Here is a 13,650-nt window from a genome sequence, read left to right on the forward strand (position 1 = left end):
ACCAGCACCACCGGCAGAGGCGCAATAAACCGCCCCTGAGACGCTCCAGTTTCAGCACTCTTACACGGCTTTACGGCTCTCGGGCGAGGGACCCGAAGTGCTGGCTTGTTCCGTGAGCTGCAAGAACTCCACGGTTTGCTCTGCATCACAAACTAGGACAGTCGCGCACATTCGGATCTCTGGACTCGCGGTAACGGAGACGACGTAGTCATTCCAGTCGCCATCCCACAGGTGCAGATCCGGGTGCTCTTCGCCGAACCAGTCCCATTTGTCCATGAATCCACTCAAGCTCAGCCACACGTCGAAGGTGCAGAACGCGATGCTGGTCAAGGGGTCGATCGGTCCGACCTCCAAGGCGGATGGCCCGTCAACACTGTCAAGCTCCCAGTCGTGACCCGTGGGATGGGCTTTGGGCATGGTCTACATCCTTCCAGCAGGACCTCACGGCCCCACACATTGGATGTCACCTATTCATGCAGCAGTCCCGGTGCACCCGGTGGTCCTCTCCCCGGACGAGTTTCAACGTGACGCTTCTCCTGTCAGACCGTCCATGTAGATTCCTATGAACGGTGGCCGGCGAGACAGCGTCCGATGACTTGCCGGGAACGACTGCCACCTCTACATCAGTACTCGAGGGCCCATGAAGCAAATACGTCCGCCGTTACCAACGGCCGCTCCGAACCACACCACCGCTGTGTGCGTCGATTTCGAGTCAGATCATCACGCCATCTGCCCTTCTGGCCCGCAGAAATGATGTTCCCCACTTCCGAACCGGTTCGGCTCCGAGACGAACTGGATCTAGCTCCCTTACTTGCCTATCTGCGATCCGAGTTCCGGGTCCGTCCGGTAGTCATCCTCACCACCCCGGTCGGCCAACAAGCCCCCCATGTGGCGCCCGACAAGATCGTCAAAGTCGGCATGGGGCGGGTCGATGTCGTAGTGATGGCCGGTGACAACATCACCCACAGTTTCGCCCGGCAACTCGCTTCGGAAGAGGCAAGCGTGTTCCGCGGAGCGTGCCGGGTCTACCCGCCCGGTGCCTTATGGGAAGCGGACCCGCGGTCGGTCCCCCTCCACCTAGCTCGCACACCGCAGGAAATCGCAGCGTTGCCGGAGCGCTTGCTGGCCAACGTGACCCGCGAACTGCAGAAGCTGGAACAACGCCCGGACCCCGCCGGGGTAGCGGCAACGGCGAACACAGCGAACAGCCGCGGCCTTACGGCGCCGCGCACCTCTATGGGCGCCGCTCGCGGACCAAATCGTCTCGCGGTGGAAGTGACCACCGTCGGACAGGCGGAGGCGCTCGGCAGCTACTTGCGTGACCCGAACCGCGAAGTACCCGTTGTGGTCGTGACCAGGGCAGCTGGCATCCCCTTCTCCTACGCAGACGTGTCTACCCTCCGAGACGACCTTTCTGGCCTTGCCGAAGTGTTCGAGATCGCGACGCCCACAGCCAGCTGGGCCTTCACGGCGACTGTGCCGGACAAGTGCCAGGTTTACGGCGGCGCCGGCCGGGTCTATCCACTCGGCACGGAATGGGAAAACGACCCATACCTATCTCCACTGCGTTTCGCATACGGGCGCGGAGACCGAGATGACATCACACGCCACCTGGTGGCCGATGCCATGCGAGTCGTCTCGACCACCGGTTCCATTGCTGTTGATCCCGGAATCACCGCACCCGTAACGGTCGAAGGTACTGTCGAAGGTGTCGTGGCAGACCGCGCCGTGGTCAGGACCGATGATGGGGGATTCGCTGTCGCTTGGCCTGAGCTGGTCGTCCCAGGTGAGCCCGCCGAGCGCATCTTCGCGAAGGGCATGCGGTTAGACGGCCAGATCGATCCAGACAGTCGTCGCCTCGATGTCCGCACCCCACGTCTATCGCGAGTCGATGCGCTGCGCAGCTACCACCCCGACGCCACGGTGCTCGTGCGCGTCGCGGCAGTCGCCTCCAGCTCCTGCAGGGTGGAGCTGTTCCCGGGAGTCAACGCAGACATCAACAATGCCGATGTCGCCGACGCCCAGGTCGACCTCCTCGAACTCATGACCGTGGGTGAAGTCCTTCCCGCTCTCATCGTCGAGCGCGGTCCAGGCGTAGAAGAGTGGCTGCTATCGATCCGGGAAGCAGGAGAACCGCAAGCTGCAGTTCCGGCGCCGAGCCTCCTGCCGGGCGGTCCCGCCTGGCTCGTGCCCCGGAACGAGCAACCGCTAGTGGACACACCGCTTGAGCGTGCCGCAGGAGACGAAGAAGACAGCGAAGCATCGACAGACGGGTCAGCGACTGAGCAGGCCTTGCGTCGCGAAAACCGCCAGCACATCAGCCGCGTTCGAGAACTCGAAAACCGAACCGCCCAACTCGAATCACAACGCGACCTCGCCCGCAAGCAGCTCAGAGAGGCGTTGCGCCGCCGTGCCCGCGACGGTTCGACTCACACAGACGACAGTGCCCTGTTCGAGGATGAAGCCGATCAAATGACCTTCGAGATCAACCTCGCCTGGGCACGCACCACCCTGCCAGCCGAAAAGAATGATCGCCCACTTCGTCGCTGGACCTACAGCCCACACTTCTTCGACACTCTCAGATCAGCCGCCGGGATCTCCCGGGAAAAAGTCATCGAGGTCATCGTCCATGTGCTCACCGGCCGTGACACCGACCTCAAGTCCCGAGAACTGCACCAACTGCGCAGCGGCAAAGGCGGTGACGACGCGCCCATCACACGTGACAACGGCGAAATCTGTTGGCGGGTCAGCCTTCAAAGCAAGACCCCGAGCGCCAGACGGCTGCACTACTGGTCCTGTGCCGACGGGTCCGTCGAACTCGGCAGCGTCAGACTCCACGACGACTTTCGTCCGTGACCCCGACCTCTGCGTTGAGCGCTGCCTGTCAGGGATGCAAGTCCGTCGCTGTGACGACGCTACGGTCACCAAACTTGAAGAGCGCCAATTCCAACCATCCTTCCGGGAAAAACTCATCCGCGTTGTGGTTGTCTCGGCCTAAGGTCTTATACCTGAACGGTTTCAGTGCCGAACGAAGCACCCCTTCAAGGACCGACGCATCGGACAGGTGCACCGTTAGTTCTCGCAACAAGGCGGTCTGGCCCGTCGGATCGATATCCGACTCCCCGTCTTGAAGAGAGATCAGTCGCGTAAGCGTGCCACTGGTGCCGTCGAACCGTACACCTAGTTCTACTCCGGCCGCGGGGCGGGCGGTGGGCCGTACCACCAGATGCATGTTTTCTTGCTCGAAATGTTGTTTCGGAAACCGTGCCTTCAACGTGTACAAACGGTCTCCGATCAACACTGGGTCTGACCAGTCGACCGCTTGACGCACGTAGCTGATGCGTCTCCTACCGACTCTCGCGAACGCCATTCGCCCGCTCGGGTTCAGGATCAAGGGATACATGAGCAAGCGGTGAAGGCGGACGGTCGTCGGGGCACCGTCTGCGTCCGCCTGTGTCCATATCGTCATGTCCACGTCGACGTCAGGCACGAGGGACGGGTAGGGATCCCAAGAAGAGCCCACCTGCCTCAGCCGTGCGAACGTTCGTTTGTTCGACGCCAAGTAAGGGCTCGCCAGCGCGCGCCCGAGGCCGTCGGCGACAGGCGCGAGCAGGGGCGGGGGTGCGCCCACGGCGAATCTGTAGGTTGTCTCGCCCTCTTCATCGAGCTCGGCCACGATATGCACCCCCAAGAGCTTCTCATCCGTCTCGCTTTTCTCTTCCATCAATGCGTCAAAGCCGGAGACCAACCCCTGCCGAGCGTCGGCCACGTCGTCCATGCTGTCCGCCAACATGTCCAGGAGCTCGGCCACCAACGTTGACTCAACCGTTCGTGCGGAACCTTGCCAGTCCTGCAGAACCTCAGCGAAATCTGACCCGCGTATGTCATTGGCCGGACCTAACGTGGCCGCAGCGAATCCTCGTGCTTCCTCCGTGAACGGTTGCGACCCCACTGAAACTAGACGGGAATCACAAAGCAACGCAGTGGCGCTCAGATGCTGAGGCGAAGCCCGCACATGGAGTCCTTGACTCAGTAAACTCTGAACTCCCAGCAGATGATCACGATAGCCCCATCCGACCACATCCGGCTTGAGGGACGTGACGATCACTACGTCCGTTTGCGTGGCGTTGGCGAGCAGACCAATCAACAGCGAATCGACGCAGGGTGAAAATATGACGATCGAGTTCTCTGCCTCCCCGATCCTTCGCGCCCAATGCTCGTATGCATCTCTCGCCAAAAAACACCTGTCAAGCTCCGTTGCCATACGCCGCACCTTAGTGGTTCACAGCCCCCGGTAGCAGGCCCTATGAGCGCGGCGAGTCTCGGGGTGATTGAGAGATTCTTCTGTCCGGACAGCACCTTTAGGAAGGGATACTTCGTGGGATGGACGTCCTCAAGGCCAACGGCACGTAACTAGCTCGCGCCACTCGCCGGCGCCGGTCAGACGAGGTGAAAGGTCAACTCGCCTGGTCGTTTGAGGAACTCAATCGAGCAGACCCTCTGAATTCGTCGATCGGCTGGTTCGCAGACGCCGTCGAAAGACGCCTCCAACACCCCTCACACATGCCGGGGAAATCGAACACCAAGAGCTTCCGTCGCTCATAGAAGGCCGCACCGCGACATGCACGCTCATCGGCAGTTGCGGACGTTTTGACCTCGGCATGACAGGGCATGCTCGGGGGGTCGCGGCTGGGTTGAGAGACTCCGACCCTGCAGATGGGCGCCGCCGTTCGTGGCCGACCCGTTCCGGTGCTCGCCCGGCCGTAACACGTTCACAGTGCTAGGAGCGTTACAAGGCTTCAGTGCACCGTCGATGCCCGACTGCAGGCGGCGCGGGCCGGCCATGGCTGGTGTTTGGCTTCGCAGCCGCGGCGTTGCTCGCGGGTGCGTTCGAGGTAGCTGGGCAGGGCGTATCGGTGCCACTCCTCCATCGCTGCAGGGTCGGTCGACTCGCCCGCAAGGTATCTGCTGGCGGCCAAACTGCCGAGCTGGTGCACAAGGCTGGGGTGTTGTTCCCAGCATTGCGGGGTCAGATCGCTGCTGAACCAGGCATGTTGACTGTTGAGCCACACGACACATGATTGGAGCCAAGCCCCCGTCTCTCGGAGAAGGACAGGGTCGCTCACGGTCGTGAGGTCCCAGATTCTTGGGAGGACTTCTCCTGTGGCGAGGATGTTCGCCGCGCCTTCGCCGCCCCTGCCGAGAAGGGCCAGGTCGACGAGGGCAAGTTGCATGGCCTCCGTCGGTAGCGGAAAGGGCATCAGCGCGTTGTTCATACGATCTCTGCCTCGTTGCTGAGACCCAACTGTCGGGAGTGGTGCAGCGCCAGGGCTTCCTTGTCGGCCGGTCTGACGCCCGCAGGGTGTTGGGCGGCCACGGTCTTGAGCCGCGCGTCGCGCTGTTGGCTGAGGAGCCGTCGGCCACTTGTGCCGTCGATGGCTCGACGGAGGCGGGCGAGGATGGGTTTGCCGTTCTCAGCGATGACCAGTGCGCTTCGGCTGGGGAGTTCTCGCAGCTGTTCTGGCCGGATGACAGGGACATCTTCGCCGTGGGTGGAGAAGGACCGGTGTCCGCCCAGTTGGTGGTTGCGTCTGGTGACGCGCTTGGATCCGAGGAGGTCGCTGATCTCTTTGTTGAAGCTTGCGTCTTTCGACCCGCCGAAGACGACAAGGGTGTTGGTGAGGTCCTTGATCGAGCGAGCCTGTTGTTCGCCGAAGACGCGGACGAGCTGGCGCCAGGTCTGTGATGCCCAGATGAAGGAGATGCCCATGGCTCGTTCGTTGGCCATGCGGGTGGCCAGGGTGGGCAGTGGCGCGGTGGAGGGGAGCTCATCGAGGCAGGCGAGCATGGGTGGGCAGAGCCGGCCAAAGCCTCCCTGGTGTGCGAGGTGGAGAGCGGTGTCGAGGACGTGTTCGGCGACGGCGGTCATCAGGGGTGAGGCGGAGACGTAGGGGTCTTCTCGTCCGAGGAGGTAGATGGTGCCGTTGTTGCGGATGAGGTCGGCGATGTCGATCGCCGGTCGGCCGGGGCTGGGTACACAGCGTTCGCGGCGGTCGCGGGTGGCGAACAGAGCTAGTGCTTGGTCGACCGTGGATTTGGTGTTGCCGGAGGTGCGTTCATCTGCGTTGCTAATGGCGCCAGCGAGGAGTCCGTACCAGTTGGGTTCGGCGTAGGGGTGGGTGCGCAGGATCTCGCCGGGCAGGGTTGCGGTACGGGGGTTGGCCGCCCAGGCCAGGACGTCGTTGAGGCTGAGGCCAGCCAGGGCTGCTGCGTGGAAGTAGCACTGGATCACTTTGGCGGCTTCGGCGGCGTAGAAGCGTGCTGCGTTGTCGCCGTCTCCGGTGTTCTTCAGGGTGCCGGCGCAGAAGGCTTTGGCTCTCTTCTCGGCGACGGTTGCTTCGATGCAGCCGGCGATGGGGTCCCAGATCAGTTCGGGGAGGCCAGGGGCGGCACCGAAGGGGTCAAGCACGGCGACGGGGCCTTTGGCCTGGCGGGCTGTGATAGTCAGGAGGAGGTCGTCGGGTTTGGTGAGGGTGACCAGCGCCGCCCCGGGTGCCTGCAGGAGGGCCGGGGTGAGCAGGTCGAGGGTTTTGCCGGAGCCTTGGGGGCCGATGACTCCGGCGGTGCGGTCCCAGGGCTGCCACAGGTCGACGCCATGCGGTACTTGGCTGCGCCCGATCCGCCACCCGACGGTGCTGGGTTCGAACTTCATCGCGGGCCCTTCGCGTACAGGTCGGGGCGGATGACGGCGCGGTGGGATCGGAGCCGTGCGGTGCCGAGCAATTTGGCGGCTTCTGGGGCCCTAGCCATCCCGCGATGTCTGGTCGCGGCGAGGTGCCGGCACATCGCCCACACCGTTGCAGCGATGACGGCACCGCAGATCAGTGCGGCAATGATCCACATCAGCGCCCCGGGGTCGGTCGTGGCGTCCGGCTCGAGGCCAGCGAGCGTGTCGCCGCGAAGGATGGACCAGGTGCCGGCGACGAGGTCCGAGCCGGGCGGCCAGTGCCACCCAGCCCCGGCCACAAACAGTGCCACGCTGCGGCCTGCTTGCAGAGAGAGGATCGCGAGGAGGGCGGAGCCGACCAGCATGCCGACGGCTGGTTCCCAGGTCCATACGTAGCTGTCTTGGTGTTGCGACTGTGTCATAACCTCAAGAACCCCATCCGGGATCCGTTACCGCGTCGCCGCTGGTGGGGTCGAGGCCCAGGCTTCGGAGCCATTCCAGTGGGTCGACCAGGGTGCCGTTGAGGCGTACTTCGAGGTGTAGGTGGTCACCCGAGACGTTGCCGGTGGCGCCGACGGCGCCGATGACTTCCCCGGCCTGGATGGTCTGTCCGGGGTGGACGAGGATGCTGGATTGGTGGGCGTAGAGCAGTTCGGTGCCGTCTGTGGTGGTGAGTGTGGTGTGGAGGCCGTAGGGGCCGCCGCGGCTGACCTTGGTGATGGTGCCGGCGGTGATCGCTTTCAGCGCTGTGCCGGTGGGGGCGGCGAAGTCGAGGCCGGTGTGACGTTTCGTCCAGTAGGGGCCGGTTTGGCCGTAGCGGGCGGTGAGTCGGTAGTTGTCCAGCGGCAATACGACCGGACTGGTCGTGGTGTTGCCGTGGACGGAAATGTGGACGTGGTCGAGGTGGGCTGCGCTGGGGTCTGCTCCGGTGTAGCAGGCGGCGGCGGTGCCGCAGCGGCGCCAGCCTTGGTCCGCGCGGTCGGTGGACCAGAGGTGTTCGCGCCAGATCACGTAGGTGACGCCCAACGGGGCGGCGTTGGTCTTGGCCCAGTCGGCGATTTGAGTCCCAAGTTCTATCCCTCCCGGACTGAGGTAGTTGGGGATCATGATGTCGACGGCGCGTCCGGTGCCGTGGTCGCGGGGGTCGCCGGGCCGCATCCCGAGCAGTGTGAGATCGGGCCAGCGTGCGTGGACGCAGCGCATCACGCGCAGCGCGTCGAGGGTCTGCCCGGCCTCTGCTCTCAGGCCGGTGGGTGCGCAGTCGAGGTCGGGGTCGAGGGTGCCGCACAGGATGTCGCCGGGCTGCTGGTTGTCGAAGCGGGCCACCAGCGCGCGGGCGGGGGGTTCATATCTAGCGTAGGCATCGGGGTGGGCGCTGATCTGCACCGCTTGTGCCGCCTGGGCAATCGTGAGGGTTTCCCAGTCGTCGATGTCGGCGAGTCCGGGGATGTGCCATCCGGCGCGGTTGGTGTGTCCGGTGAAGAAGGTTCGGGCCTGGTACCGGTCGTCGCCGAGGATGCGCAGGTTTTCGGCCTGGGTGGCGCCGTCGGCGTACCACCCGACCAGGGAGCGCTGCTGAAACAGGCCGAAGTCACCGTCCTGGTTGGGTCCGGCCATCGCCGAGGGGTCGGCACCGAGACTGGATTCTTGCATGGCGGTCGCGATACCCACAACGGCCCCGTGCGGGCCGGTGCCCTCCTCGAGGCTGACCTGATAGATCAGTGCCGCCCGGTCCACCTGGGCGTCGTCAAGCTCCACCGCCGAGGTCACTGGGTCACCGGTCGGGTCGAGGCAGCGGGCGGTGATGTCGAAGCTTTGGGCTTGGGGGGCGAGGAGCCCGCCGGCGAAAAGCAGGATGATGCCCAGCGGTGCCACGAGCTGCAGGGCGGCCAGGGCGGCGATCAGTGTCTTCATGGGTCAGGTGAGGGCTTGGTTGGTGTTGGTCAGGGGCAGTTCGAGGTCGGGGTGGAGGGTGAGGTGGACTTTGTGGAGGCGGGGTCCGACGCAGATCAGGGCTCTGCCTTTGCCGCCCATGGCCCAGCCGGTGACGGCGTCACGGGCTACGGGCCCGAGGTCGAGGAGGTGTTCCAGGTCGTCGGCGACTTCGGCGTCTTGTCCGAAGAGGACCTTGATGTCGCCGAGGTGGAGCAGGTCTTGGGCGATTTGTTGTGCCTGGGATCCGGCCTGGCCGGCGCCGAGGTAGTCGGAGGGTTTGTGGGCGTTGGCGATCTCGATGTCGCCGTGGGAGCGGGACAGTCGTAGGTCGGCGTCGAAGGAGGTTACGGCGCCGGTGCCGAGCCGCAGTTGGCGCCACACCTCGTCGCGCACGTTGATCCGGCGCCGGCCCCCGAGGTGGCGCATGGCGCTGCCCCACGAGTTCAGACACATCAGCGCCATGCCGATCGCGTCATCGCCGAGGGGTTCCAGCCGCGACAGCGACAGGGATTGGATCGGGGCGTTCCAGTCGATGTCGATGGTGGTGGGGGCGTCGAAGATGCCGGCCAGGGCGCCGGAGATCAGCTGCCCGACCGCGTCCCTTAGTAGCCGGGTCTGGTGCAGGAACTCCTCCCGGTTCGGGAACCTCAACTTCTCGATCAGATCTGGGTCGGGGGATTGGAGGGCGTGCCAGATCTGGGGGATGACGATGGGTGCCAGTTCTCGGGCGTCGGTGGTGGCGTGGCTGAGGTGCTGGAGGACGGTTGTGAGGATCTGTTCCTCGGTGGGGCCGACGGGGACCTTGGTTTGGCCGAGGCTCTGTGACCCGATCAGGGAGCGGAGCAGCACGACCCAGCGGCCGAAGATCACGGCGGTGCGGCGGCGCTGCTCGTCGACGTTCAGGGTGTGCCAGCCGGTGGCGAGGGGTCCGGGGTCGAGGGGGTTGAGGCGGGCGGGCATGCCGGGGCCGATGGCCCAGGGTTCGACGCCGAAGTGGCGGCACATCGGTTCGTATTCGTCCTTGGGGTCGCCCAGGATCAGTGCCTGGTAGCCGAGGGCGAACATGCGGTTGAGGAAGGCTTTGACCCAGGCTGATTTCCCGCGGCCGGGTTTCCCGAAGATGAAGATGTTGGGGTTGGTGACCGGGACTGTGTCGTCGAGGACCCAGCCGTGCGGGTCGACGTAGAAGGTGGTGCCGTTGGCGATGTCGGTGCCCATCGCGGCCCCGGTCGGGGGCAGCGGGCTCGCGGTCAGGAACGGCCACCAGATCCCGACCTGGTCGGAGGTCATCCGGTAGCTCTTCACCGGTGGCCGCGACGCCACCCACCCCGCCCCAGCATCAGCTCGCCCCCTCCAGGACGGTGCGGAGGTGAACTCCCGGGCTGCGCGTTCAGGATGGGTGGGGGCGCGTTGGGGGAGGCGGTGGCCGAAGTCGGACAGGAGGGTGGCGATGTTGCGGGCCATGGTTCATCGTCCGTTTCTGGTGAGGCTGATGCCCAGCGGGATGGTGGCGGCCACGAAGGCCAGGTCCTGGCTCATGTCGAGGCGTTGGGGGGCCATGGAGCCGCGGCGGATCGCGGCGTCGAGGCGGCGGCCGAACTCGGCGATGGGGGCGGTGTTGGGCACGGTGGCCGAGCAGACGGCGTAGGGGTGTGTCATCGCTGCACCCATGGCCAGTTGGGCCTCTGCGTGGTCGAGTTTGTGTTTGCGGTGCATGTCTTTTGCGCCGGTGCGTACCCCGAGCCGGTCCCGCAGTCCTTGGCCGAGGCTCTGCCCGAACTCAGCCTGGGCGGCTTTCCGGTCCGCGACGGTCTGCTTCTCGATCGGGAACACGACGGTGACGCAGCGCCGCTCGAACGGATCGCTGGGGGCCAGCACGTGGCCCCAGATGCCCATGGTGGCACCACGTTCGGGCAGCTTCACTGTCGAGGTGACGGTCTGCCATGCATCGTGGGAGTAGTGCCGCACCGCGGTGTAGGCCTGGCTGGGACCGGCCAACGCCCACGGTACCTCTCCCGCCACCGCGGAATTGGTCGTCGCTTCAGCGGCGGCAGTGACGAGTGTTGCGCGGTCGCCCGGGGCGAATCCCAGACGGACCGTCTCGGCCAGTTCGGGGGAGGTGAGCCAGGTCACCGAGCGTGCGCCGATCGGGCCGGTGAGGATGGCCCCGATCTCGGTGGCCAGGGACAGGATGGTGTTGAGGCGTCCCTGCCTCGAGCCGCCCATGTGGCGGGCCTCTCGCCCCAGCCGCGCTTCGGGGATGACGATGGTCATGAAGGTTTCGGTGCGAATGCCGGCCTGAGACCAGCGCAGCTGCTCAATCTGGGTGGCCACGCTCGTGACCGGGGCGTCCGGGTCGAGGTTGGCGCGCAGCCACAGTTCGCGTTCGGTGCAGTCGTCCGGAGTGGCGCGCACCATGAGGTGGATCTCGTCGACGAGTTCGCCGCGGGCGGCGGCGTCGATGAGTTCGGTCAGTGCGGCGGCGTAGCGGTTGCAGGTGTCATCGGTGGCCATGGCGATGCCGTCGTGGTCGACCCGCGCGGTGACGGCCCACGTCCGGGCCGCGGAGTTCTTGATGATGGCCACCCGCCGCTGATCCCACCCCACTGGTGGGCCGTCGAGGACCTCCACCCCCGCCAGCGCACCGGGCAGGTCGACCGCATCCAGATCACGGAGCGACCCGGTAGCGGCTTTGGACCGGAACTGGAGCCAGCCGGCCAGCCCTGCGGGGGCGAAGGCGCCGGCTGCGGTGAGCCAGCCGACCGCGGAGCGGCCGCCCAGGGGCACCACGGTCAGTGCCAGGACCAGTAGCCACACCGCTGCCCAGCCGAGGCTGGCCAGCCAGCGTTGCTGGCTGATCGTGATCCAGGTCGGGAACGTGGCCACCGACAAACCGACCAGCTGCGGGATGCTCAGTCCCCAGATCGCCCCGGCTTTGGGAACGGTGTACGTGTCAAAGACTCTCGCCGCCATTGCGGTCCTCCGCTTCCTTCACCGGGACCGGCACCCCGCGCCGGCCCTGTTCCCGTGTGGTTCGATCAGGTCGGCGTGAGGGGGTTACCCGCACGTCATGGGACGGGTCGTACGGGTAGGACTGATCACCCACACCCATCGTCGAGTTGGAGTCGGCCACGACCCCGGCCGCCATCGCCCCGGTCCTCTGGAACCCGTCCACCAACTTCTTCGCCCCAAGAACAACACCGGCAGCCACCAACCCCACCGGCCCAGCAGCGCCCGCTCCTCCAGCGACACCGGCAGCGGTTCCGCCACCACCGGCACCGGCAGCGGTGGTCGTGCCCCCGACTGCGACCGATCCTGTAGCCGTCGCCAGACTGGACGGCGCCACTCCAACGCTGCGGCTCTGACTGGCAGTCTCCGAACCCAGGGAAGCGGGGTTGCTGAGGTTGCCGGCGACGTTGTTTGCCCCGTCGGAAACGCGGCGCGGCGCCGCCAGCCCGGCGCGGAAGGAAGCGCCACTGCTGGTGCCCGGGTCTACAAACGCCAACATCCGAAACAGCCCCACCGGTGACAGGGCGGCCACCACGATCATCACCACGCTCGGCAGGGCCAAGGCGATGGCTTCCTGCCCGGAGTCCTCCAGGCCGAGCGCCACGCCGGAGGCCAGCTGGACCCCGGTGCCGAGCATCAACGTCATCAGCAGCGGCGCGAACGCTGCGGCGTGGAACCAGCGAAACGCCTTCCAGAACCAGGCCTCGAATGGCTTGTACATCAACCCCGCCGCCGCGAGGGGGGCGGTGGCGGAGATCACGATCAGTGACACCGCTCGGCCGAGCATCACCACCAGATGTGCCAACGCACCCAGCCACAGCAACAGGCCCATCAACAACAACACCGTCGCCGTCGACCCCGACACCACCGACTCACTCAAGCTCAGCGTGTCGGGCTGCCACTGGGAGATATCCTCGGTGCCGAGCAGGGTGCGGCGAAGCGCCGTGTTGAGACCGGCCACGGCGGTGACCAGCGCCGCGCCGTAGACGTACCACAGGCTGCACACCAGCAGGAATTTCACCGATCCGGTCAGGGTGGCGCCGAGTGAGGCGGCATCGCGGCGCACCACGGTGGAGATCAGCTGCACGATCAGCAGCACCAACGCGAGACCCAGTGCGAGCCATAACGTGATGCCGTAGACCGACAGCAGCGAGGAGCCGCTCTCTGGGGAGAGGTTGGGGGTCAGGAACCAGTCGCCCAGAGAGAGGATGACCCGCATCAGCCACAGGCCCGCGTTCCACACGGCAAGGCAGATGCTGGTCCACGCGTCGACGAAGATCTTCCCGCCGGCTGACGCGAGGTCGGCGAACATGTCGGAGATGCCGTCCCACACCGCTCAGCCCTCCACCCAGCTGCGCCACCCGGCCTGTACTGCCAGGTCGGTGCCTGGCCACGTTGACGGGGCGGGCACTGGGTGTGAGCCGGCCGCGATCACCCACTGCTGCCCCGTCCAGGCCATGCGTTCGCAATGCCCGTATGCCATCCGTGCCTGGTCCCGGTATGTGTAGGTGATCTCCACCAGCACGCAGGCCACGTGCCAGTCAGCACCGTCGGAACCCTTGATCTGCGCCGCCGCCGGCTCCACCCGCAGGCTGGCCCCCGGCTCCAAACCATCAGTCAGTTGGCCGGCGCGGAGGAACCCCTGGATCAGTACCATCACCGGCCACACGTCAGCCGGATGTGGGTCCTCGAACCAGGCGGCCTGCACGCGCCGGGCGTGGGCCAGATCCATGCTGCTCAGGACGGACCACAGGATGTTGCTGAGCTGTCCCGCAGCGCCTTCGGGGGTATGGGGGTAGCCGGCGGGCACCCCCTCGGCACCGTTGGACGTGGCGTGCGGAATCGTGATCGTGGGAACATCCCCCAGGGATGGTGTGCCACCCTTGGCGGCCTCTGGGTCGGTTTTCATCATTGCCGCGGCGGCGATGCGGTCACGTTTCGACACCTGAATTCGCTGCGCGTCTGCAGCTGGGTTTTCT

11 protein-coding genes are annotated in these 13,650 nt (G+C 65.7%); 1 reads left to right on the forward strand and 10 read right to left on the reverse strand.

From position 1 onward, the window contains the following. Nucleotides 1-60 precede the first annotated feature (60 nt). A complete protein-coding gene (locus H5393_RS12385) occupies nucleotides 61-417 on the reverse strand; it encodes a hypothetical protein (protein ID WP_182766913.1) in 357 nt (118 codons plus the stop codon). Between the two features lie 333 nt (nucleotides 418-750). Here H5393_RS12385 and H5393_RS12390 point away from each other — a divergent pair, with 333 nt between their 5' ends. After that, nucleotides 751-2,856, forward strand: a complete 2,106-nt coding sequence (locus H5393_RS12390; RefSeq protein WP_220488403.1) for a hypothetical protein — start codon at nucleotides 751-753, stop codon at nucleotides 2,854-2,856. 28 nt (nucleotides 2,857-2,884) lie between these two features. Here H5393_RS12390 and H5393_RS12395 read toward each other — a convergent pair whose 3' ends face one another. The 9 genes from H5393_RS12395 to H5393_RS12435 all read right to left on the reverse strand — a co-directional run bounded on the left by H5393_RS12395 (nucleotide 2,885) and on the right by H5393_RS12435 (nucleotide 13,616). Then, entirely contained in the window at nucleotides 2,885-4,264 is a 1,380-nt protein-coding gene (locus H5393_RS12395; RefSeq protein ID WP_182766915.1) for a hypothetical protein, read from the reverse strand. Between the two features lie 535 nt (nucleotides 4,265-4,799). Next, complete coding sequence (locus H5393_RS12400; RefSeq protein WP_182766916.1) at nucleotides 4,800-5,276, reverse strand: hypothetical protein; 477 nt, start codon at nucleotides 5,274-5,276, stop codon at nucleotides 4,800-4,802. After that, nucleotides 5,273-6,712 carry a type IV secretory system conjugative DNA transfer family protein gene (locus tag H5393_RS12405; RefSeq protein WP_182766917.1) on the reverse strand — a complete coding sequence of 480 codons (1,440 nt, stop codon included), beginning with the start codon at nucleotides 6,710-6,712 and terminating at the stop codon, nucleotides 5,273-5,275. Before H5393_RS12405 ends, H5393_RS12400 begins: the two co-directional genes overlap by 4 nt. Then, complete coding sequence (locus H5393_RS12410) at nucleotides 6,709-7,038, reverse strand: hypothetical protein (protein WP_182766918.1); 330 nt, start codon at nucleotides 7,036-7,038, stop codon at nucleotides 6,709-6,711. Before H5393_RS12410 ends, H5393_RS12405 begins: the two co-directional genes overlap by 4 nt. Before the next feature lie 115 nt (nucleotides 7,039-7,153). Continuing rightward, nucleotides 7,154-8,641 (reverse strand): M23 family metallopeptidase, encoded by a 1,488-nt coding sequence (locus tag H5393_RS12415; protein ID WP_182766919.1) that lies wholly within the window; start codon nucleotides 8,639-8,641, stop codon nucleotides 7,154-7,156. 3 nt (nucleotides 8,642-8,644) lie between these two features. Continuing rightward, nucleotides 8,645-10,126: an ATP-binding protein gene (locus H5393_RS12420; protein ID WP_182766920.1), complete on the reverse strand. Its 1,482-nt coding sequence runs from the start codon at nucleotides 10,124-10,126 to the stop codon at nucleotides 8,645-8,647. A 3-nt stretch (nucleotides 10,127-10,129) separates the two neighbouring features. Further along, a complete protein-coding gene (locus H5393_RS12425) occupies nucleotides 10,130-11,635 on the reverse strand; it encodes an SCO6880 family protein (RefSeq protein WP_182766921.1) in 1,506 nt (501 codons plus the stop codon). Next, nucleotides 11,616-13,004 carry a hypothetical protein gene (locus tag H5393_RS12430; RefSeq protein ID WP_182766922.1) on the reverse strand — a complete coding sequence of 463 codons (1,389 nt, stop codon included), beginning with the start codon at nucleotides 13,002-13,004 and terminating at the stop codon, nucleotides 11,616-11,618. The genes H5393_RS12425 and H5393_RS12430 overlap by 20 nt, the downstream gene beginning before the upstream one ends. A 3-nt stretch (nucleotides 13,005-13,007) precedes the next feature. Then, the gene (locus H5393_RS12435; protein WP_182766923.1) at nucleotides 13,008-13,616 is read right to left on the reverse strand and encodes a hypothetical protein; all 609 of its coding nucleotides are present in this window, start codon (nucleotides 13,614-13,616) and stop codon (nucleotides 13,008-13,010) included. Nucleotides 13,617-13,650 lie beyond the last annotated feature (34 nt).

This window comes from Tessaracoccus sp. MC1756 (assembly GCF_014164735.1).
GTDB lineage: Bacteria > Actinomycetota > Actinomycetes > Propionibacteriales > Propionibacteriaceae > Arachnia.